Genomic DNA, 21107 nt, shown 5'->3' with positions numbered 1-21107 from the left:
GGAGGGCCGCCCGAAACCCCCCGTCCGGGTGATGTCCGCAAGCCCCGGCGAGCGTGTCACAGCTTGGCCCCAATGAACCCCGCGTCCACAACGCGAGGGCACAAGAACGGGGCGCACCAGGTACGTTCGAAGACGTGGCAGGTTTCAAGGGACGACAGGGAAGCGGCGGCCGGCGGGGCGGTTATCCGCCGCAGTACGGGCAGCAGCAGCCGCCAGGACCGTACGGCGCGCCGGGTCAGCACACGGGTCGCCCGGGTTCCCCCGGTGCGTACGGACCCGGTGGCGGCTACGGACCCGGCGCGGGCCGTGGCCCCGGCGGCGGCGGTCAGGCGCCGACCGGGGAGCCGGAGTACTACGCCCCCGCACCCGGTTACGACGACGCCCCCGGGCAGACCCGGGCCTTCACCCTCGGCGGCGACGCGGCGCTCGCGGACCCGTACCCCGGCGCTGAAGGCGGCGACGGCCCGTACTACGGCGACGACCACGTGGCCACCTACCGCGCCGGCCAGGCCGCGGCCCCGCCCGTAGGACCCCGGCTGCACTGGAAGGACCTGCTGCGCGGCATAGCGCTGCATCCGAGCCGCACCTTCTGGCAGATGCGGGACCACAAGGTCTGGGGCCCCGCCCTCACCGTCACCTTCGTCTACGGCCTGCTCGCCGTCTTCGGCTTCGACGCGGCGCGCAGCGACATCCTCAGCGCCACCCTGGCCAACAGCGTCCCCTGGGTCCTGGTCACGGGCGTCGCGGTGGTCCTGTGCGGTCTCACGCTCGGCGCGGTCACCAACACCCTGGCCCGCCAGCTCGGCGGCGACGGCGCCTGGGCCCCCACGGTCGGCCTGGCGATGCTCATCACGTCGCTGACCGACGCCCCGCGGCTGCTCTTCGCCCTCTTCCTCGGCGGCGGCAACAGCTTCGTGCAACTGGTCGGCTGGCTGACCTGGCTCGGGTGCGCCTGGCTGCTGACCTCGATGGTGAGCACGTCGCACGACCTGCCGCGGCTGAAGGCGCTCGGGGCGGCGTCAATACAGCTGCTGGCGCTGCTGGCGCTGTTCAAGCTGCCGCTGATCTAGAGGGCGCGGGGGCGAGGGGGCGCGGGGCGCGGGACGCGGGGGCGCGGGCCTTCTCAGGTCGGCGGTCGAGCCGTCGCCCGGGTCGGCAAGGAACGTACAAGACGGTGCCCGGTGGCGGGCCGGAAGCTTGCCCCCATGAACAGTGAAGCGCCCCTCGCGCCCTCCGCCGCCCCGCCCGTCCGCTTCGACACGAAGATCGCCGTACTGCTGCGCGTGGACCTGGAGCCGTGGCAGCGGCTGAACGTGACCGCCTTCCTGGTCAGCGGCCTGGGCTCGCGACTGCCCGAGGTGATCGGGGAGCCGTACGAGGACGCGGACGGGACGCCGTACCTGCCGATGTTCCGCCAGCCGGTGCTGGTCTTCGAGGGCACGAAGGAGATCCTCACCGCGGCCCACAGCCGCGCCCTGTCGAGGGCGCTGCCGCGTGCGGTGTTCACCGCGGACCTCTTCGCCACCGGCCACGACGAGGCCAACCGGGCCGCCGTCCGGGCCGTCCACCGCGAGCAGTTGGACGTGGTGGGCCTGTCCGTCTACGGCCCGCGCAACGCGGTCGACAAGGTGCTCAAGGGGGCGCGGATGCATCCCTGATGCCTGCGGGGGCGCTGGGGGAGCGGGGGCTGGGCGCGGCGCGGCGGGGGCCGGGGGCGGCGGGGCCCGGCGGGGGCCGGGCGGACCCGTCAGACCTGCGTACGGTGGAAGTTGAGGTACGAGCGGGAGGCGGTCGGCCCGCGCTGCCCTTGGTAGCGGGAGCCGTACTGCTGCGAGCCGTACGGGAATTCGGCCGGCGACGTCAGTCGGAAGAGGCAGAGCTGGCCGATCTTCATGCCGGGCCACAACTTGATCGGCAGCGTCGCCACGTTGGACAGCTCCAGCGTCACATGCCCGGAGAATCCCGGGTCGATGAAGCCGGCCGTCGAGTGCGTCAGCAGCCCGAGCCGCCCCAGGCTCGACTTGCCCTCCAGCCGCGAGGCGACATCGTCCGGCAGCGTGATCACCTCATACGTGGACGCGAGCACGAACTCCCCCGGGTGCAGGATGAACGCGTCGTCCCCTTCCGGCTCCACCAGCCGCGTCAGGTCGGCCTGTTCGACCGCGGGGTCGATGTGCGGATAGCGGTGGTTCTCGAAGACGCGGAAGAACCGGTCCAGCCGCACATCGATGCTGGACGGCTGCACCATCGACACTTCGTACGGGTCCACGCGCACGCGCCCGTTGTCGATTTCGGCCCGGATGTCCTTGTCTGAGAGAAGCACGCCCCGAGACTAACGCGGCCCCACCCGGGGCCGCGCCACCAACCCCTACTTCACGTACTTCACGTACTTCCCGTGGGTCCCGTGGGTCCCGTACTTCCCGTGCGCCGGGGCTTCCCCTGCTTCTCGCGCTCGCCGCGCTTGGCGTGCGCCGGGGGCTTCCCGTACTTTCCGGTACTCCCCCGGGCTCCCCACCACCGTCCGGCTACTTCTGGGGACCCGCGCCCAGCGGCACCGCGTGCCGCAGCCGCGCACACTTGGGACACCTCAACAGCCGCCCGGGCCCCAGCCGGTCAGCCCCCAGATTCTGCATCGGAAACGAGGCCGTACTGAACACGTGCCCCTCCGCACAACGAACCACAGTGCGCTCCATGAAGTCCCTTCCCCAACTCCGCGTGGCAGACAAACCCACACATTAGGGGATCCCCCACCCTGCTCCAGGACCACCACACCGCACCCCAACCTACCCCCGCTTCCCCTCCCCCACCCACCTCCACCCATGCGCTAGACTCTCCTCCAGACCCCTTCCCCAAGGCCGGTCTAGCGCGGATGTAGTTTAATGGTAGAACATGAGCTTCCCAAGCTCAGAGCGCGGGTTCGATTCCCGTCATCCGCTCCAAAGAAAAGGCCCAGGTCGAAGACCCGGGCCTTCATTGTTGTCTGGACCAATTCGAGGGATGCGTGCCCTCTGCGTGCCCTATCTCGATTAATCGGCGCCTCCAAGGCGTGATGGGCGCACCCATCGAGTTCCGCCGTCTTCAACCGCCTCGGATGGCGAGTCGTGGAACTCCGTTTGCCATTCCTCGCATATGCCGACGTCGGCGAGCCCCCCGATTGATGTCCCCACGGCGGCAGATCCTTGTGCGCTTGGCACCGGTGTCCGCTGCGCGGGTATCGCCGGTGTGGTGTAGGTCCTAAAAGCGGAACCGTCCGGCGCCTGACCCACTCGAACGCCGGGGTGGCTCGTGCCGCCGCGGCAGAGGGTGCCCAGGCGGTCGGCGCCATGCCGCGCGAACGGCCGCGCTGCGACTCTCACGCCGCCGCGACCGGTCTCTGGCCAGCACCTGATCTGCAATCAGCATCCGACGGCTCCGCGGGCGTTGGGCACCATTTGCGTGGTACGTTCTGTGACCGACGAACTCAATAAGGTGACCCCGGCAGCGCGCCAACGCTCCGGGGTCCGGCACAAGGAGCGAACTCTCCTCATGCAGATTCATCGTAGCCGCCATGCGTGCGGCTTCACGGTCCTGCCCAACATGCTGCTGCAAGACCGGCGGCTGTCCTACACCGCCCGAGGTCTGCTCGCTGACCTCCTCTCCCGGCCCGACGGCTGGTCCGAGGACGGCCGGCGGATGGCCGACACCAGCCCGCAGGGCCGCCTGGCCGTCGCGAAGGCACTGCGTGAGCTGACCGCCTTCGGGTACTACCGGGTTGACCGGGTCCGGCGCGGCGACGGGACGTTCGTCAGCGAGGCCCACGTCTACGACATCCCGCAGTCCTCACCTCCGGGTCTCACCCGTCCGGGATCCGGTACGTCGGCGGCCGATGATCGTGGCGCCAACCCCGTTAAGAACCGTGGGAAAGAACCCACCCTCCCCGCCCAGCGGGCACGTCCCGCCGAGGAGTGGCCCGCGACAGGGGAGGACGGGCGGGCGAAGCCCCCGCTCGCACAACCCGCATTGGACAATGCGAGCGGACCGTTCAGCGAGGCGGTCTCGACGCTGTTCCGGGTGATCCGGCCTGAGCCGCGCCTGCGACTGGGCACGGCAGAGGCGATCGAACTCGCGCCAGAGGTCAGCGCGTGGCTGGAGCGCGGCTACGGCGAGCGCGACCTGTCCGAAGCCCTCCTCGGTGGGCTGCCCGCCCGCGTCCACAGTGCCCCGGCGATTCTCCGGGACCGCCTGACCCGCAAGCTCCCTCCGGCACTCGAGCCGGTCGCCGCGGCCAAGCCACGCTGGACGGAGTGCGGCGGGTGTGCCCGCCCCATCCCGCACGAAGGGATCTGCCACACCTGCGCGGGCCTGGCGGACGAGCCCGCCGACACGGCGGTACGCGCGAACATCGCCGCCCGAGGCAGAGCCAGAGTCCGCGCCCAACTGAACGCGAACCCCGACCGTCTCCTTCCCAGCAGAGCGTGACCACCACAGCGTTCGCCGTCACCGCACACAGCGGCTGACAGGCCGACGTACCCTCAGGTCCACGCCCTGACCCGCGCCGGTAGCCGCTGGTCACGCGCCGACACCCCCGTGCGCCCTCGCCGCCCCGCCTTCCTCCGGGATGTCCCGGGGCACTCCGCCACCAGCCCGTCCCTGGAGCCTTCGTACCCGCCACCGCCCAACTGCCCCCTGCCCGCACGGCCACCGCAGCGAGCCTGTGAGCCAACGCCCTGCCCTCGCCGAGTTCCGCTCCCCGCAGCCCGGCACCACACCCGCACCGCTAATCCGGGCGTGCGGACAGACGGCCCCGCCCAGCCAAGAAGCTGGGCGGGGTGGGAGAAGGTGGCATCAGGCAGGATCCAGGGCAGGCCGGCCCTCCGACGTGCCTCGGTCCGATGCGCGGTGCAGGCCCAGAGCGAGAGGCATCCGGGTCGACTCACGGTCGGCCCAATCAGCTCGCACGGCCACCAGTTGCGGACGTATTTCGTGGTCCAGGCGGTCAGCCTGGGCACGTAGCTGGGCCGCGACTTCGGCGAGTCCGTCCGGGTCGAGGGGCCTTGACCCGCACCCCATCCTCCAGACGCTCGTACCGGGTTTCGACCAGCCGATCCTGAGGCGCCCGCACGTGCCGCACCGCGTTGGTGAGCAGTTCCGACAGCACGATCTCCGCCGCATCCGCCAGCTCGACCAACTCCCACCCGACAAGGGCGAGCCGCAGCTCATGCCGGGCCAAGGAGACGCACCGGGCACTACGCGCCCACCTCCTCACCACGGGTGTCTCCGCACCACGTCCGCGCTTTCGAGAGATCACGGCGGCAGTCACCGGGCCTCTCCCCAAGGAGGCCGCGACGTACGGACGCACCAGTCCCAGCGCATCGCCGTCCAGCGCCGCCGCCACGCCGTTCGACGGGCCGCGTAGGTGGATGTGAGGCAACCGAACAACCCCGTCTGAAGGGGAGGTTGAGGCGATCCGATCAGGCGGAGAGATGCCGAAAACGGCCTTCCCCCACCCGAGCAGACGCCCGATAAGATCACGCATGCCAGCCTGCTTTCCGAGAAGCGTCAGGTTCACCACGCCCCCGGACCGTTCACGCGGTCGCGGGGGTCTCGTGGCAATTACTCCGGGGCCGCTCCAAACGAGCCCCGACCCGAGTAGCGTTTCTCGTCAGGAAAGTCCGGCGCATTAGTTACGTGTCCACGCTTGTCCGCGGCTCTGCGGACACAGCGGACAACGGAGAACTCATGAACGAGTCATTCGGACAGGCGTTAAAGCGGCTCCGCGGCAGCCGATCCGTCCGCGATGTGGCCCAGTTGGCCAATTGCAGCAAGAGCCTCGTATCCGATCTGGAGAACGGCAAGCGCAAGCCGACCCCGCAGTCAGCGGCTGCTGTCGACAGGGCGCTCGGCGCCCAGGGCGAGCTGACCGCGCTGGCCGACGCGACGTCCAACCCCACCCCGCTGGACCAGGCGGACGCTCTGCAACGCGGCCTCCACGAAACGCTCGCCGCCGGCCCCCTCTCCGACGCAGGCCTCGACGAGGTCGAGTGGACCGTCACCCGCCACGGTCGAGCAACCCGGTACCGGCCCGAGTCCGAACTCCTCCCCGACCTCATCGCGGACTTCAGCCACCTCCGACTGCTGATGACAGGCCGCCAATCGGTCCCCGTGCGCCGCCGCCTCACCATCGCCGCAGCCCGCATGTCGGGCCTTGTCGCGCTCACGCTGCTCAAACTCGGGGACGAACGGTCGAAGAGCTGGTGGCGTACGGGCCGGACAGCGGCGGCAGCAGCCGAGGACCGGGCCACCCTCTCCTGGATCTACGCCCAAGCGGCGTATCAGCTCTACTACAACGGAGACCTCTACGGCGCCGTCGAACTGGCCATCCGCGCCCAGCAATGCGCCGGCGCCTTCCCCTGCGTGGGACCTGCACTCGCCGCCCCACTGGAAGCACGAGCACACGCCCAACTGTCGCGCCGCGACGCAACGGCCTCGGCCCTTTCCAACGCCCGCACCGCCCTGGACCGGCTCCCGGAAGACGAACGCCAGGAATCGGCGTTCGGCTACTCCGAAGCCCAGTTCGCCTTCCATTCCGGCAATGCCTGGACCCACCTGGAAGACACCAGCCGCGCCGGCACCGAACTGGCGCAAGCCCTCCACCTCTGCCCGAAGTCCGACCACACCGACCGCGCCCTCGTCCGCCTGGACCAGGCGATGTGCGCGGCCATCTCCGGCCACCCGGCATCAGCCGCTGATCAGGCCATGTCCACGGTGGTCGAACTTCCCGAGCAGCACCGAAGCGCCTTGATCATCTTCCGTGCCCGCGAGGTCGCCGATAAGGTGCCAGAGGCCCGAAAAGTGCTGGAGATGAAGGCCCTGCGCGAGATCCTCGCGCTGCCCTCGGAATGAGAGAGGACCGCGGACACCATGCACATCAGCCCGGCCACGGAAGCCGACACCGACGAACTGTCCCTCCTCGTCGCCGAGATCGAGCAGTACTACGGCGGCAACCCCGTTCCCGGCGACCCCGACCAGATCCGCCGTGCCCTCTTCTCCCCCCGCCCGGCCGCCACCGTCCTCCTGGCCCGCGACGGTGACCAGATCCTCGGTCTCGCCTCCTATTCCCTCCTCTGGCCAGCCGCAGGTGCCGACACCTCCCTCTACCTGAAGGAGCTCTACGTCCGCGAGCACGCCCGCCGGCGGCGTCGCCCGAGCCCTCATGACCGAACTCCGCAAAACCGCCGCCAACGCCGGCTGCTCCCGCATCGAATGGACCGCCGACACTAACAACCCAGCGGCCCTCGCCTTCTACGAGGCGCTCGGCGCGGAGCCGCGGGATGGCAAAGTCTTCTACCGAGCCGCGCTCTAAGGGCGTGCAGATTATTAACCCGTCGCTTCTCGTTCAACGGATCGTTTGCCTGGTATGGGTGTTCCGGAGGGTCAACGGGAAGCGCTGGCAGCCAAGTTCGGTGTGATCCTGCCGCATCTCGACGAGCGGCAGAGGCGTCTGCTGATAGGCGCGGAGGCCCGGTCGCTCGGCCATGGCGGGATCAGGGCGGTGGCTCGTGCAGCCGGTGTCCGCGAGGGGACGGTGTCGCTCGGAGTACGTGAACTCGAGTCCGGCCAAGCTCCGCTGGGCCGGTCCGCAGGACCGGAGGTGACCGCAAGCGGGTCGTCGATCTGGATCCGCGTCTTCGGACCGCACTACTCACCCTGGTCGAGCCCGATGTCCGCGGCGATCCCGTGCCGCCGCTGCGCTGGACCACCAAGTCCACCCGCAAGCTCGCGCGGGAACTGGCCCATCAGGGCCACAGAATCCCCCGCGGACACCGTCGGCGACCTCCTGCGCGAGGAGGGCTTCAGCCTGCAGAGCAACGCCAAAACCCTGGAGGGCAGGCAGCACCCCGACCGGGACGGCCAGTTCCACTACCTCAACGAGCAGGCCCGCGAACACCGGGACAGCGGGGCCCCGGTCATCACTGTGGACACCAAGAAGAAGGAACTGGTCGGCCCGTTCAAGAACAACGGCCATGAATGGCAGCCGAAGGGCGAGCCCGTGCGCGTCGACACCCACGACTTCCCCGACCGGGAGCTGGGAAAAGCGGTTCCTTATGGCATCTACGACGTCGCCGCGAACACCGGCTGGGTCAACGCGGGCAACGACCATGACACCGCCTCGTTCGCCGTCGAATCGATCCGCCGCTGGTGGAACAGCGCCGGACGGGCCGCCTACCCACAGCCGACCGGCTGCTGATCACCGCCGACGCGGGCGGCTCCAACGGCTACCGCACCCGCACCTGGAAGACCGAACTCGCCCAGTTCGCTGCCGAGTCGGGCCGGGCAGTCACCGTCTGCCACCTGCCCCCGGGAACGTCGAAGTGGAACAAGATCGAGCACAAGCTGTTCTCCCACATCAGCATGAACTGGCGCGGGAGGCCTCTGACCAGCCACGAAGTCATCGTCGCGAGCATCGCCGCGACCACCACCAGGACCGGCCTGACCGTGCACGCCGAACTCGACACCGACCACTACCCCGCCGGCATCCAAGTCACCGATGAGGAGATCGCGGCCCTCCCGATCACCCGGCACCGCTTCCACGGCGACTGGAACTACACCCTCCAAGCCCAACTGCCCCGAGACGCGGCACCGGTCATCAGCACGACCGACCCGCCGCCGGCGAACGAGCCACATCGCCCGACGCCACGCGCACTTCAAGACCCTGAACTGACCGGTATGACCAGCCAACAGCTCAGCGACCTCATCAGCACGCTGACCCCCGCGCTGGAGGTCCAAGGCGAGCAAGCACTTCACACCCGTCGCGGTCACGAGCGCCTGGTCGCTCCCGGAACCGGTGCCAAGGCCAGACTCGCCCCCGCCGAGGGGATCCTGGCCACCGTGCTGCACCTGCGCAAGCTGGCCACCATGGACCTCTTCGGCCAACTCCTCGGAGTCACCGCCATGACCATCAGCCGGGCGAAACAGGAAGTCCACCCACTTCTCCAAGCACACGGCCATCACATCGACGCACCGCCAGCTTCCACACACCAGCCGACGTCGCAGCATTCCTCGCCCAGAACACCGACCAGGACAAGATCAAGAAAGCATGTTGATGATCTGCATGCCCTAAGGGGTTACTTCTTTCCACCACCGGTCATCGAGAGTCGCCTCATCCAATTCGACAAGTCGATGAAAAAGATGTTCCATAAACTCACCGGGAAGCCTCACCGAATGGGCGAACACATAATGACTCAGCCCCGTCGGCCAGACATACTCTCCGTCCGTCAATTCCGAACTACCATTTGATTCACCACAAATCCGGCAGCGAGAGGAACCCATAAAATTGCGCGCGACTTGCCCATGATCTAGATAATCCGAAACCACAAGGCGCTCCGATTCATCCCACGAAACATCGACCATCGCCAAGGGATCTGGGAGATCTGGCGCCCCTTCCGACCTCCAGTAGCCCAACAGCCTCAGATTCACGACGCCCCTCACCTTTCTGGATCGAAAGGGATCCACCTTCCTTCCACAACCTTCCCATTTTCATCCCACAATACCACCTTGCCACTGTTAGTAATACGAACATCCTCCATGGGAGCCGTGACCACTGTATCGAGTTCGTTGGCGAGCTCCTGTGCGCCCGTTCCGCACGCCGCCCTGCACGCAAGCAACCGGACGGGCTCACCATTCCATCCGGCAGCTCTGATTTCCTGGGCCAACTCCGCAGGGGATACTGGAGTCGAATCGAGCTCAGGGTCTCTCATGAAACCATTCTCGTTATCACCATGAACGGCCACGTCCCACGCCCCCTCAGGCGTCTTAACCTTCGCGAATGGGCTGTATTGACCGCCTCTAATAGGGTAGCGCTTAGGAGGAACGTGCGCCGACTTACCCATCGTAATTCCGGATGTGTCGTGACCCCGTGAGGTATGCCGAGATGCCGGCGTGACCCCATCGTGGACTGACAGCCGATACTCGCGAACGAGGCGCCGTGGAAGACCCGATCACAGGGTGTGGCTGAGGGCTGGACGCTGTCTCGATCCTTGGGCAGCGCCGTCTCTGTGTTCAGGTGGAGTCTGTTGCCTGCTGTGTTCGCGCGCACTCGGTCCCCGCTCTGCACAGTCGCACCACATGCAGAGCCACCGGACGGGACCATCGAATGGGCGGTCATACGGGTGAACTGGACCCGTGTTAGGACTTGCGGCGCCACTCGACATTCGGCTACCGCGGTCCGTCTGGCCTGGGACCCGCCCGGAACCGGTCCTCCCTGTACGAACGTGCGGCCGATTCGGCAAAACATCACCGTCGATCTCGGCATTATGGGGCCGACCGATCTGGCATAATGCCACGTGATCGTTGGGAACTCCCAGGAAATGAGCATGATCGTGGAACACTCTGGCCTGGTCGAGCGGCACCTCGCTGCGGTGATCAGTGAGCTTCTCCAAGAGGAGCCGGTCGTTGTCCTGACGGGTGCCCGCACAGTCGGCAAGAGCACCCTGCTGGCCGCCTGCGCCGCCGCGCACGGGGTCGGCGTAGTTGATCTCGACGAAGTCCAGACCCGTCGCGCGGTGGCAGCGGACCCCGGACTGTTCGTCAGCGCTGACCGCCCCGTTCCGGTCTGCATCGACGAGTTCCAGCACGTTCCGACCCTCTTGGACTCGATCAAGGCCGAGCTCAACCAGGATCTCAGGCCGGGCCGCTACTTGTTGACAGGGTCCACCCGTTACGAGACTTTGCCCGCGGCCAGTCAGTCCCTGACCGGACGCGCCCATGTCGCGACCATGTGGCCACTCTCCCAGGGCGAACTGCGCGCCCGGCGCGAAACCGCCCTCGATACCCTGGTGTCCGACCCTGCCGCGCTGATCGCCGTTGAACCCGCCGAGACGACAAGGGCGGACTATGAGCGGATCGTCCTGACCGGTGGCTTTCCGCTGGCGCTGGCACGACCGGCGGGCCGCTCACGCGACCGGTGGTTCCGCGACTTTGTCACTCTCGTTATCGAACGGGACGTCCTGGAAATCCGCAAGGTGCGCCAGCGCCAGGTCCTCCCCCAGATCCTGCGCCGGCTCGTCGGCCAGACCGCGCAGGTCCTCAACGTCAGCCACGTAGCAGACGCCGTCGGACTGGAAAGCAGCGTCGTCCACGACTACATCGGCCTGCTCCAAGCCGTATTCCTGGTCCACCGGCTTGAGGCGTTCGGACGCTCCGCCACCAGCCGGTCCACCCGCACACCCAAAATCCACGCGGTGGACACCGGCCTGGCCGCCTACCTCCTGGGCGTCACGGAACAGAAGCTCGCAGCCCGAACACCCTCCGTACTCACGCAGTTCGGGCACCTGGTCGAGACCTTCACCGTCAATGAACTCATCAAACAGGCCGGATGGGCCGAAACAGCCGTCACTTTCTCCCACTACCGCACCAAAGACCAGCAGGAGGTCGACCTTGTCATCGAAACCGACGCGGGCGCGGTTGCCGGAGTCGAAGTCAAAGCAGCCTCGACCATCACCGACCAGGACTTCCGTGGCCTCAGAGCACTGCGGGACAAACTCGGTGACGGCTTCGCCGGCGGCGTGCTGATCAACCTGGGCACACGCTCGTACACCTACGAAGACAAGCTCCACGTCATCCCCCTGGAAGCCCTGTGGCGATGACAACCTCACCAGCCACGCACCAGAGCAACCGCTGAACCGCCGGATCGTCCGGACCGCCGTCCGGCGGCGGCCTGTCGAAGCCCTCAACGTAGGAACCACCCTTCCCGCACCAGCGCGCAGGGCCTATCTTTTCCGGCGAGACTTCGACGCTTCCCGCGCCGAGTAGGAAGCCTGAGACCCACGTAGGCTCCGCACCGCATCCGCACCACACACAGCGGTACGGCATGGTCAGCCGCGGTCCCCAACTGCACCGCTCCCGGTGAGCACGTCGGGACCGCACATGCTGCTGACCAGTACGGACGCCGACAAGGCCCCCGTGATTCCCAAGCTCAGAGCGCGGGTTTGATTCCCGTCATCCGCTCCACAATGAAGGCCCAGGTCGAAGACTTGGCCTTCATTTCGTGTTCAGGCGCCGCCCTCTACCGGGTCGGCGGCATCGCACGGCGTGGGTGTGACCGTTGGCCCTCCATAGATCCCGGCGCGGAACTTCAGCTGGAGTTTGAGCTACGCAAACAGGGTCTCACCCAGCTCAATCAGAACCGGGCCGCCTCTTCAAGGACGCCGACGAGAGGCGCGCACGACATAACGTGCAAATTGCGGATGTGCACTTGGGAAGGTTTTAGGAAATACATCCATGCGAACATCGCCGGACAGCACTCCAACCAGGAAACTTACAATACCTCCCTCAAATTTTGGCCAGTTTCTATTACGGGCTCCATTGGCAGTGATTGTCCAGGCTCCGGGGTCCGTATCAGCGGATCCGACCCAATAAATGGTGTCTCCGTTGTCACTGGTCGCCACAGGGTGAAGTGTGTCGATCGGATAAGGGATATCTTCGCCCTCACTTAGCAGTTCCAATACCTCAGTGGATCTCTTCCAGGAATATTCAAGCTGAATCGAAGGAAATGGAGAGGTGGGCTGCAGCACGTGCATAAAGTCGTCAAATTTTCCTGCACCATACGTACTCACCAGCCATTTATAATCCTCTGGGAGCGTTGTGGCCAACCGACCTTCAAGCGAAGTCCAGTCAAAATCAAGCATAACTCCCTCAGGGGGAGGAACCAGTCGGATGAGGTCATCTGCAGAAGACATGAGCAACCTCTACTTGTCGAATCCAAACATACCTGCAGGGTTTTCGATATACCGAGAAAGCCTGAATCCCTTACTTCCATACGCATCAATCTGCAATCCGACCGGCGGCACGTCTCCTTCCTCGCCATATACAACCCTGACGTTGGCCGCTGCCTCGCCGACCCCGCCGCTAACCCCGCACCTGGCACCCAGCAGATCATCTTCACCTGCGGCGCGGGCGGCCAGAACTGGACCGGCGGCACCTCCAATTCGCTGCCGACGGGGACGGCGCAGACCGACCTCGGCCCGCTCCTGCCCGCCCGGGACTATCCCACCATCGCCTCACCGGGCGACATCAACAGCGTGGCGGGACCGGCGGACGGCAACCCGGACCTCTACGCCGTCGACACCGACGGCCAGCTCACCGAGTACCTCGGCGGCACCCCCAGCGGAAACACAGCTCAGCTCACATCCGCACCGACCCCGCTGGGACCGGTCACCGACACCGCGAACCACTGGTGGAACCTGAACGAGGCCACTGGCGCCACCGCCGCGGACTGCGCGGCAGCCACGGACTCCGGGTGCGCAGGCGGTCTGGACGCCACTCTCGCCGGGACCTACGGCCGGACCACCGACGCCACCCGCGGCACAGTCCTGAACCTCACCGGCACCACCGGATACGCCGCGACATCGGGTCCCGCACTGGACACATCCCAGAGCTTCACCGTATCCGCCTGGGTCAAGCTCACCTCGACCGCCGCCAACTCCACCTTCGTCTCGCAGTCCGACACCGCGGGCAACGCCAACGGCATGCAGCTCTACTACTCCTCGGGGACGCAGGTCTGGGCCTTCGGCCGCCACAACGACGACACCACCAGCACGTCCTTCTCATCCGTCTACGGCACCCGCGCCGCCGCCGGCCAGTGGACCCACCTGGTGGGCGTCTACGATGCCGCGTCCGCGCAGCTCAGCCTCTACGTCAACGGCCGTCTGGCCGGAAGCCACGACTACACGGGTGGCGTCTGGAACGCCGCCGGACCTCTCCAGATCGGCCGCCGCCTTTACCAAGGCTCCTACGGTGAATACGCCAACGGCGAGATCAGCGACGTCCGTACCTACCCGACCGCCCTGCCACCCGCCGACGCCGCCGCCGTAGGTGACATCCCGGCCGCGGTCCAGCTCGACTGATCCAGCTCCAGGCATCTGTACGCCCGGTCCCGCCCCGCAGATCGCGGGGCGGGACCGGCCGACTTCCGGCCCGTCGCAGCGCGCCTTTTGCCTGGCCGCCTGCACCTGCACCACTTCCGCACCACGTACAGCGGTACGGTGCGGCCAGCCACGGCCAGCGCTGGAGGCTGCGGCACACCCGCTGGTCAGCCCGAAACCGCGCTGCCCGGCACCTGCTTCACGACGGCTCATGTGATTCCCAAGCTCGGGGCGCGGGTTCGATTCCCGTCATCCGCTCCAAAGAAAAGGCTCAGGTCAATGACCCGGGCCTTTGTTGTTGTCCAGACCAATTCAAGAACCCGCACCACATCTGGCGGTCAATTGGGGCACTCGCTACGGTCATCCGGCCAGCAGCCCGGGTCGCGATACCGCGCGACTGCGCTTGGTCATCTGATGGTGACGACACGCGCCCAGGGCGGCGGGGTGTCCGGGACGTAGTCGGGGTTCTCCTCGTCCACGGGACGGGTGGAACGGGGGAAGAGACCGACGACGGTGCGGCAGGGTGGCTGCGCGGAGGGCCACGGCGTCTGTCCGTCCGTCAGGGCGACGATCACGTCTGGGCGGAGGCGGCCGCGGAGCGCCCGGGAGAACCCGGAACGCAGATCCGTTCCGCCCCCGCCGACCAGTTCGATGTTCTCGGCCCGGCAGAGCGGGACGGCGACTCCGGCCGCCGCGTCGCAGGAGATCACCGAGACCAGGTCACGCCCCCCGCCCACCGTCCGCGAGATCGCCGCCACCTCCAATAGCGCGCTGCCCAGCTCGGCATCGCTCACCGACCCGGAGGTGTCGATCACGACGCAGACCCAGGGCGGTGTACGGCGCAGGCTCGGCAGCAGCACGCCGGGGACACTGGCCGATCGCCGGGACGGGCGCCGGTAGCTGTGGCTTTCGCCCGCCCCTGGCGCGCCCGTCGCGGAGCGGATCGCCGCCCCCAGCAACTTCCGCCACGGTTGCGGTGGATGGAACGCCTCGTCCGCCCAGCGGCGCCATCCCTCCGGAGCGTCGCCGGGCCGGCCCCTGATCCCCTCGGCGACCCGGAAGCGGACCGCGTCGCGCTGCTGCCTGCTCAACCCGTGTGCCCCGTCGGGCCCCAGCTCCCACGGCCGGTGCTGCCCGTCGGCGCCACCGCCGCAGTCCAGCCAGGCCAGCTCCGCGGTGAGCCCTGACATCGACGCCGTCCGCAAGTACTCCTCCATCAGCAGCCCGTCGGGCAGCCGCAGCAGCGACGGCAGCACCGCCCCGGCAGGCAGGGGCAGACCGTCACCATAGATGTCGTCGTTGATCTCGAAGTCGGCGGCGATGTTCCTCCGCAGCCTCCCCCAGCCTTCGGCCGGGGGGACCCCCATCTCGCTTCGCTCGCCCGGCCCGTGCTCCTCGTGCTCCCGCGCATACCGCTCGCCCCGCCCGTGGTGGTCCCGGAGCAGATGGGAGACCTCGTGCACCCAGACGCCCGCCAGCTCCTCCACCGGCATGCGCGCCACGAAGCCGGGGGAAACGTAGCAGCGCCAGTGCGCGTCCACCGCCATCGTCGGCACCGACCGGTCCTCCACCACGTGCAGCGCGAAGAGTGCGCTTGCCAGGTAGGGACGGACCTTCACCGCGTGCAGCCGGGCGGCCAGCAGCTTCTCCAAGTCCAGTGGGAGGCGGGGTGAGTCGTACGGCGTATCGGAGCCCGCCGGCGGCGCCGGAACGGTGGCCCGCACCGGACGTGGCGGCGCGGGCCGGGACATCGGGCGCGGCAGCGGGTGCTTCGCGGCCCCCGTCATCGACTCGCCCCCCTGGCACGCCCGGCGTCGGCCGCCGCCGCGGCCCGACCCACCGACCTGTCCGCCCGTCGGGCGAGACCGATCACCCCGACCAGTCGCTCTATCGCCTCTGGCACCTCCCAGTCGTCGCGCCGCAGCGCGGCCAGCGCCGTCGCCGGGGCGACCAGCAGGTCGGGGGCGCCGGTCTCCAGCGCCCGGACCAGTACCGCCCAGCCCGCCGTCCACCGCTCCCGCTCCGGCCGCGCCCCGACCGCGGCCACCACCGCCTCCAGCGTGGCCTGCCGCAGATCGCCCCGCACCGGCAGCTCCGCTGAGGCCGGATCGGCCAGCAGCGACTCCGGATCCGGCAGCTCCATCCGGTCCAAGTGGGCGAGGAGTTCGAGCCCCGGCCCGTCCCCCACCGCGCCCCGCACCAGCAGGGCCAGCACCTCTCGGGAGACGGAGGCCGCCGTACCGAAGGCCAGCAGGGCCAACGCCGCCTCCCAGCTGCGGGGCGACGGCCAGGGACCGCCGCGCCGCGTCTCGGTGCTCGGCAACCGGTGGATCAGCGTCGGCCGGGCTTCCAGGAATCCGCAGACCGCGCGCCGGGCGAAAGCCACCGCCTCCGGCAACCGCTCCGGCACCAGCCGGGGCAGCTCCGCCCGGGGCCAGACCCCGCCCAACCCGCGCACCACCACCTCCCGGTCGTGCACCCAGTACAGATGCACGAACCGGTTGGCCAGCGGCGGGCTCAGCTCCCAACCGTCCGCCGCCGACGCGCTCGGATTGGCCGCGGCCACGATCCGCACCTCCGGCGGCAGTCGCAGCGCACCGACCCTCCGCTCCAGGACGACCCGGAGCAGCGCGGCCTGGACAGCCGGGGTGGCGGTGGAGAGTTCGTCCAGGAAGAGCAGTCCCCGCCCGGCCCGTACGAGTTCCACGGCCCACTGCGGCGGCGCCATCGGCACCCCCTGCACCGCCGGGTCCTCGCCGACGATGGGCAGCCCGGAGAAGTCGGTCGGCTCGTGGACGCTGGCGATCACGGTCGTCAGTGGCAGGTTGAGGGAGGCGGCGAGCTGCGTCAGGGCCGCGGTCTTGCCGATGCCCGGCTCGCCCCAGAGCAGTACGGGGAGGTCCGCCACGACGGCCAAGGTGAGCGCTTCGAGTTGCTCGTCAGGGCGCGGCTCGGTGGTGGTTGACCGCAAGAGGGCCAGGAGGTCATCGGCGAGGGCGAGTTGGGCGCCGGTTTCGGACACTCCGGCGTTGGCTTGGGCGGGTGCGGACCTGCCGGCGGCCGGGACCGGCGTGGGCAGGAGAGTGCTGGAGGTCATGGGCATCACCTGGAATGGGAGAAGGGGAACGAGACGGCCCGTCCCGGATGTCGTGGGGCGTGCGGCGCCGAATGCGCGGCGCGATCAGGGGACTTGGGTGGGGGCAACCGGTTGGGAGGTTGCCCGGTCAGCAGGTCTGGCCGGTACGGGGCCGGGCCCGGCTGTTCCGCTTGCTGCGCATTGCCTGAGGCGTACGGCGGTCGAGTCGGGGACGGCGGCCCGCCTCCGTGTGCCTCACGTCCGAGGCGTTTCCGCCCCTGGTTCCGCCCCCTGCCGCACCAGCACCGGGGTGCGCGGCCACCAGCCCCGAGCGGAAGAGCCCGTGGTCGACGCGGCGGGCCACGGCCGACTCCAGTTCCTCCCGGAGCGGCCCGTCGCGCAGGACCGCACCGGAACCGAGCAGTTCCTCGACTACGGCCAGCGCCCCGGCGACGTCACCGTGGCCCAGTCGCTCCCGGACCGCGGGCAGTGCCTCCGGGTTACGGTGCACCTCGTCGATCGCCCGCAGGCAGGACAGCGCAGGGCCGCCGAGCGCCACCAGCAGCTTTTCCCGGCGCAGTTGTGCCGGGTCGTGATCGATCGCCGTCAGGGCCCCGTCCCGCAGCGCGATCCGGTGGACCTCGCCCCGGCACTCCACCCGGTGCGGATCGTCGGGCTGGGGGGCGGGGCCGGCCGCCGGTCCCGAGCAGGCCGCCGTCACCGAGCCGGACACCGCCAATGCTCCGGCAACGAGCGGATGCAGCCGATCGGGGGCGACCAGTCCGGCGCGCAGCAGCTCCAGATCCGGAAGGACCCGGGCCGCCGCCTCCGGCAGCACCGGAAGCGCCGCGACCTGCTGCGACGGCAGCGCCTCCCGCAGCGGCCGGAACGTCGGGGCATGGCTGTCGTCGGGGGCGACGACTTCGAGCACAAGGCGGCTCCGCGCGCCGAGCCGCACGGTGAAGGCCCCACCAGCACGACCCTCGGCCCGCAAGAGCAACTCCGCCTCGGCGGCCCAACGTGCCGACGCCCACGCGGAATCGTGGACGGCGGGCCGATCCGGAGGGCCGGGCCGGTCGGGTGCGTGGGGCCGGTCGGGCAGCGCCATGGACGGTGCCTCGCCCGCGCCGCACCGCCGCGCCAGTTCGCCGCTCCGCTCGGAGTCCCAGAGATGCCGGTGCAGGTCGAGCCGGAAACGCCGGTCGGGATACGGGTGCGGGTGCGGATGCGAAAGGTGCCCGCGAGCGCCGTTCCCGGACTCCTCCCACAGGGCCAGGGACATCCGCTGTCCGCCATCCGCCCAGGCCGGCGGCGTCCGCACCACCAGTTGCAGCGGCGTGGCGCCGGAACTCCGGTAACGGGCCAGGGAGATGGTGAGGCCCGGCCGGAGCCACCCGTCGGGGGCGATCCGGGGCATGTGCCAGCGGAGCAGATCTGGCGCCAGCCGGCGCAGATCCGCACGGAGGTGAGTGGTGAGATCGGTGCCGTGGCGGTCACGCACGGCGCGCAGATCGAGATCGACGTCGACCCGGGTGGCGGCGCAGGCTCCCGCCCAGTCACCGACCGCACGCCGTGCGGTCGCGCTCGCGATCATGGACGGTGGCACGGCATACTGGCGCACGCGCTGCCACATCAACAGGTGGGCCGGAATCTGGTCGGCGAAGTGATGTGCCATCAGCACTCACCTTGCGCGAACGATTCCCCCGATCCGTACGAGGAGTAGTTCTTCATCCCCGGCATCATAACCACCACGCTGAGGAGATGTCAGTCCCCCTCGACCGCCCATCGAACTTCCTGGACGGCCGCCGCAACGCCAGGAGCCGCGCGGTGAGTACAGCCGTCGCGGCCCGTTACGGACCGTGCAACCGCACCACATCCGCGCCACGCACGGCGGCACGGTGCGGTCAGCCACGGCCACCAACGGCACCCTCGCGGGCACTTCAAGACCTCACGTGTCGCCGACCTGCATGGACGCCAACAAGGTTACCGTGATTCCCAAGCTCAGAGCGCGGGTTCGATTCCCGTCATCCGCTCCAAAGAAAAGGCCCAGGTCAGTGACTTGAGCCTTTTTTGTTGTCCAGACTAATTCAAGAATCCGCACCACCTACACACCGCCTCTGGCAGTAGATATGCCTACCGATCCATTGCGTGTCGATATCCGCCGGGCAACTGGACGAAGGGTCCACGGCTGATCGGCCGGGATGAGATTCCGCGCCTTGGGGCCTCGTTTGGTTCATCAGGGCTGACTGCGACCGACTCGCCTGCTTCGTCCGCAGCCTCAGGGTGACGAGGTACACCAACCACCACGCCCGGGGCTAGGTTCTGTTTCTCGGATCGGCTGACGTGTGCTGGTGTGCTGGTCCAGGCTGTGTGGTGTGGCTGGTCGAGGAGCTTTGACGAACGCGGAGTGGGAGCGGCTTGAGCCGCTTCTCCCCGGTGGTGGGACGCGTGGCGGTCGGTGGAGTGATCACCGCAGGGTGATCGACGGTGTGCTGTTCCGGGTCCGTACCGGGGTGCAGTGGCGTGATCTGCCGGAGCGTTTCGGGCCGTGGATGACGGTCTACAAGCGGCATCGCCGCTGGTCGGCGGATGGCACGTGGGAGCGTCTGCTGACGCGGGTGCAGGCGGAGCAGGACGCCGAAGGACTGATCGACTGGGAGGTGTCGGTGGACTCCACCACCGCACGGGCCCATCAGCATGCGGCTGGTGCGCCGAAAGCTGCGCCGCCGGCGTTTCCTGCGCCAAAGGGGGCCCATGGCCGGACGAAATCGGGCGATCCGGTATGGCGGAGCCTGTCCGTCCGTCTGGCGGAGGTGGTTAGACAGGCGTGTGCTTAGGGCGCTCGCGAGGTGGGTTCAGCACCAAGATCCACCTGTCCGCCGAGGGACGGTGCCGCGCGCTCTCCCTGTTGCTGACGCCCGGTCAGTACGGCGACAGCCCGCAGTTCGAGGCGGTGCTGGAGAAGATTCGCGTCCCCCGCCTCGGGGCGGGCCGGCCTCGTACCAGGCCCGGCAGCGTGAGCGCGGACAAGGCCTACAGCTCCCGCGGCAACCGGGCCTACCTGCGTAGACGCAAGATCCGGCACACCATTCCCGAACCCCGCGACCAGCGGGCCCATCGCCGCAGACGCGGCTCGGCCGGCGGGCGGCCGACCGGCTTCGACAAGGAGCGGTACAAAAAACGCAACGTCGTCGAGCGGGCGATCAACCGCCTCAAGAACCACCGGGCCGTGGCCACTCGCTACGACAAACGCGCCTACGTCTACCTCGGCACCGTCACCGTCGCCGCACTGATCATCTGGCTCCGCACTTGATCCGAGAAACAGAACCTAACTGCCGGTGGCCTCATGCGGCCGGGTCCCCGTGCGTGAGGGCGGAGAGCCTGCGCCCGGCGTCCATCGTGACCGCGCGCCCGTACCCCGCGAAGTACACACCCGAGGTTGCCACGCCCATCAACGCGCCGTTTCCAGCGGCCCGCTCGTTCACCACTGCCTCGCGCCGCGCGCTGTCCGGCCTTCTCCACTCGAAGGGCGGGGCGGTTCGCGCCGCTGCGGCCGACATCGCCCGCCGCATAGTTGCCGGTGACAAAGGACGATTGGGCCAGTGCGTTACCCCGACACTGGCCGGTGCGGCCGACCGACCAGCTCTCAGTCTACTCGACGAATAATCAGGCCAAGCCTGTCTCTCACGTCGTTCACAAACTCCTCGCCGCCCTTATGCGGAATAATTTTGTGCCACCAGTTCGGAGACTCTCCATCGTCGGCCGAAATAGGCGTGGACGCAATTTCCCTGAACCGACCGTCGATGGACTCGACCATTCTCCGAAAATCATCGTAATCACTCGTGAGATGCAGCGCCTGGCTATCGATCGCTTTCTGCAGACGGTCTCTGACGTAGAGATCGAAGTCATACTCCGACAACGAATCAGAGTAGCCAGATTCACATTCCTCAACGAACTCGAGCCACGATTGGACGTCTGCTTCTGGATCAGCTTCGCCGAGACGTTCATCGCCACCCAAGACATTTGCATAGCAGCGCAGAAATACTTCCTCAAAATTCATCCGCGAGACCCGATCCATCTCCGTCTTGATCTTCATGGCCGCAGGACGCGACCGAGTCCCGGCCACGCCC

Annotated in this window: 17 protein-coding genes, 1 tRNA gene and 1 pseudogene; 11 read left to right on the top strand and 8 right to left on the bottom strand. The window is 68.3% G+C overall.

What is annotated here, in order from left to right; genetic code table 11:
- Positions 1-134 precede the first annotated feature (134 nt).
- On the top strand, positions 135-1070 hold the full coding sequence (locus tag OG519_RS18615; RefSeq protein WP_405585005.1) for a Yip1 family protein: 936 nt from the start codon (positions 135-137) through the stop codon (positions 1068-1070).
- 135 nt (positions 1071-1205) lie between these two features.
- Positions 1206-1658, top strand: coding sequence for a DUF2000 family protein (locus OG519_RS18610; RefSeq protein WP_405585003.1), 453 nt, complete (start codon positions 1206-1208; stop codon positions 1656-1658).
- An 89-nt stretch (positions 1659-1747) separates the two neighbouring features.
- Here the strand turns inward: OG519_RS18610 and dcd are convergent, their stop codons facing one another.
- Entirely contained in the window at positions 1748-2323 is a 576-nt protein-coding gene (dcd, locus tag OG519_RS18605; RefSeq protein WP_405585000.1) for a dCTP deaminase, read from the bottom strand.
- Positions 2324-2865: 542 nt separating this feature from the next.
- On the opposite strand from dcd, the gene OG519_RS18600 reads away from it, so the two are divergent.
- Both OG519_RS18600 and OG519_RS18595 read left to right on the top strand, forming a co-directional pair.
- A tRNA-Gly gene (locus OG519_RS18600) sits at positions 2866-2939 on the top strand.
- Positions 2940-3447: 508 nt separating this feature from the next.
- Positions 3448-4458, top strand: a complete 1011-nt coding sequence (locus OG519_RS18595) for a hypothetical protein (protein ID WP_405584997.1) — start codon at positions 3448-3450, stop codon at positions 4456-4458.
- A gap of 366 nt (positions 4459-4824) precedes the next feature.
- On the opposite strand, the gene OG519_RS18590 is transcribed toward OG519_RS18595, so the two are convergent.
- Positions 4825-5049, bottom strand: a complete 225-nt coding sequence (locus OG519_RS18590) for a DUF6907 domain-containing protein (protein WP_405584994.1) — start codon at positions 5047-5049, stop codon at positions 4825-4827.
- Between the two features lie 669 nt (positions 5050-5718).
- Here OG519_RS18590 and OG519_RS18585 point away from each other — a divergent pair.
- The 5 genes and pseudogenes from OG519_RS18585 (at position 5719) to OG519_RS18565 (ending at position 11624) form a co-directional block, all read left to right on the top strand.
- Positions 5719-6882: a helix-turn-helix domain-containing protein gene (locus OG519_RS18585; protein ID WP_405584991.1), complete on the top strand. Its 1164-nt coding sequence runs from the start codon at positions 5719-5721 to the stop codon at positions 6880-6882.
- Positions 6883-6900: 18 nt separating this feature from the next.
- Positions 6901-7260 (top strand): hypothetical protein, encoded by a 360-nt coding sequence (locus tag OG519_RS18580; protein WP_405593205.1) that lies wholly within the window; start codon positions 6901-6903, stop codon positions 7258-7260.
- Positions 7193-7342, top strand: coding sequence for a GNAT family N-acetyltransferase (locus OG519_RS18575; RefSeq protein WP_405584988.1), 150 nt, complete (start codon positions 7193-7195; stop codon positions 7340-7342). The genes OG519_RS18580 and OG519_RS18575 overlap by 68 nt, the downstream gene beginning before the upstream one ends.
- A 54-nt stretch (positions 7343-7396) precedes the next feature.
- A pseudogene (locus OG519_RS18570) lies at positions 7397-8982 on the top strand (ISAzo13 family transposase); the annotation flags it as partial.
- Between the two features lie 1370 nt (positions 8983-10352).
- Positions 10353-11624, top strand: a complete 1272-nt coding sequence (locus OG519_RS18565) for an ATP-binding protein (protein ID WP_405584986.1) — start codon at positions 10353-10355, stop codon at positions 11622-11624.
- Between the two features lie 552 nt (positions 11625-12176).
- Here OG519_RS18565 and OG519_RS18560 read toward each other — a convergent pair.
- Complete coding sequence (locus OG519_RS18560; RefSeq protein ID WP_405584983.1) at positions 12177-12665, bottom strand: SMI1/KNR4 family protein; 489 nt, start codon at positions 12663-12665, stop codon at positions 12177-12179.
- 393 nt (positions 12666-13058) lie between these two features.
- Here OG519_RS18560 and OG519_RS18555 point away from each other — a divergent pair, with 393 nt between their 5' ends.
- Positions 13059-13883 (top strand): LamG domain-containing protein, encoded by an 825-nt coding sequence (locus OG519_RS18555; protein WP_405584980.1) that lies wholly within the window; start codon positions 13059-13061, stop codon positions 13881-13883.
- Between the two features lie 425 nt (positions 13884-14308).
- Here the strand turns inward: OG519_RS18555 and OG519_RS18550 are convergent, their stop codons facing one another.
- The 3 genes from OG519_RS18550 to OG519_RS18540 all read right to left on the bottom strand — a co-directional run bounded on the left by OG519_RS18550 (position 14309) and on the right by OG519_RS18540 (position 18652).
- Positions 14309-15688, bottom strand: coding sequence for a DUF2201 family putative metallopeptidase (locus OG519_RS18550; protein WP_405584977.1), 1380 nt, complete (start codon positions 15686-15688; stop codon positions 14309-14311).
- Positions 15685-16998 (bottom strand): AAA family ATPase, encoded by a 1314-nt coding sequence (locus OG519_RS18545; RefSeq protein ID WP_405584974.1) that lies wholly within the window; start codon positions 16996-16998, stop codon positions 15685-15687. The genes OG519_RS18550 and OG519_RS18545 overlap by 4 nt, the downstream gene beginning before the upstream one ends.
- Before the next feature lie 127 nt (positions 16999-17125).
- Positions 17126-18652, bottom strand: a complete 1527-nt coding sequence (locus OG519_RS18540; RefSeq protein WP_405584972.1) for a hypothetical protein — start codon at positions 18650-18652, stop codon at positions 17126-17128.
- Between the two features lie 700 nt (positions 18653-19352).
- On the opposite strand from OG519_RS18540, the gene OG519_RS18535 reads away from it, so the two are divergent.
- Positions 19353-20290, top strand: a protein-coding gene (locus OG519_RS18535) for an IS5 family transposase (protein ID WP_405584969.1) whose coding sequence is annotated in 2 segments (ribosomal slippage) — positions 19353-19805 and positions 19808-20290 — 936 coding nt in all. Because the reading frame shifts where the segments join, the coding sequence is not laid out codon by codon here.
- A gap of 31 nt (positions 20291-20321) precedes the next feature.
- Here the strand turns inward: OG519_RS18535 and OG519_RS18530 are convergent.
- Both OG519_RS18530 and OG519_RS18525 read right to left on the bottom strand, forming a co-directional pair.
- Positions 20322-20549 carry an ADP-ribosylglycohydrolase family protein gene (locus tag OG519_RS18530; RefSeq protein WP_405592820.1) on the bottom strand — a complete coding sequence of 76 codons (228 nt, stop codon included), beginning with the start codon at positions 20547-20549 and terminating at the stop codon, positions 20322-20324.
- 74 nt (positions 20550-20623) lie between these two features.
- Positions 20624-21073 carry a hypothetical protein gene (locus OG519_RS18525; RefSeq protein ID WP_405584966.1) on the bottom strand — a complete coding sequence of 150 codons (450 nt, stop codon included), beginning with the start codon at positions 21071-21073 and terminating at the stop codon, positions 20624-20626.
- Between the last annotated feature and the right edge of the window lie 34 nt (positions 21074-21107).

It is taken from the genome of Streptomyces sp. NBC_01190, assembly GCF_045039895.1.
Classification (GTDB): Bacteria; Actinomycetota; Actinomycetes; order Streptomycetales; family Streptomycetaceae; genus Actinacidiphila.
The sequence above is the reverse complement of the archived record's forward strand: the minus strand, read 5'-3'. Positions and strand labels throughout refer to the sequence as shown.

What these genes read in the sequence shown, in the direction of transcription:
- OG519_RS18525 (WP_405584966.1), bottom strand. Translation starts at nt 21,073, where the DNA reads ATGAAGATCAAGACGGAGATGGATCGGGTCTCGCGGATGAATTTTGAG.
- OG519_RS18560 (WP_405584983.1), bottom strand. Translation starts at nt 12,665, where the DNA reads ATGCTTGATTTTGACTGGACTTCGCTTGAAGGTCGGTTGGCCACAACG.
- OG519_RS18610 (WP_405585003.1), top strand. Translation starts at nt 1,206, where the DNA reads ATGAACAGTGAAGCGCCCCTCGCGCCCTCCGCCGCCCCGCCCGTCCGC.
- OG519_RS18550 (WP_405584977.1), bottom strand. Translation starts at nt 15,688, where the DNA reads ATGACGGGGGCCGCGAAGCACCCGCTGCCGCGCCCGATGTCCCGGCCC.
- OG519_RS18540 (WP_405584972.1), bottom strand. Translation starts at nt 18,652, where the DNA reads ATGGCACATCACTTCGCCGACCAGATTCCGGCCCACCTGTTGATGTGG.
- OG519_RS18590 (WP_405584994.1), bottom strand. Translation starts at nt 5,049, where the DNA reads ATGGGGTGCGGGTCAAGGCCCCTCGACCCGGACGGACTCGCCGAAGTC.
- OG519_RS18565 (WP_405584986.1), top strand. Translation starts at nt 10,353, where the DNA reads ATGATCGTGGAACACTCTGGCCTGGTCGAGCGGCACCTCGCTGCGGTG.
- OG519_RS18530 (WP_405592820.1), bottom strand. Translation starts at nt 20,549, where the DNA reads ATGCGGCGGGCGATGTCGGCCGCAGCGGCGCGAACCGCCCCGCCCTTC.
- OG519_RS18545 (WP_405584974.1), bottom strand. Translation starts at nt 16,998, where the DNA reads ATGACCTCCAGCACTCTCCTGCCCACGCCGGTCCCGGCCGCCGGCAGG.
- OG519_RS18580 (WP_405593205.1), top strand. Translation starts at nt 6,901, where the DNA reads ATGCACATCAGCCCGGCCACGGAAGCCGACACCGACGAACTGTCCCTC.
- OG519_RS18575 (WP_405584988.1), top strand. Translation starts at nt 7,193, where the DNA reads ATGACCGAACTCCGCAAAACCGCCGCCAACGCCGGCTGCTCCCGCATC.
- OG519_RS18585 (WP_405584991.1), top strand. Translation starts at nt 5,719, where the DNA reads ATGAACGAGTCATTCGGACAGGCGTTAAAGCGGCTCCGCGGCAGCCGA.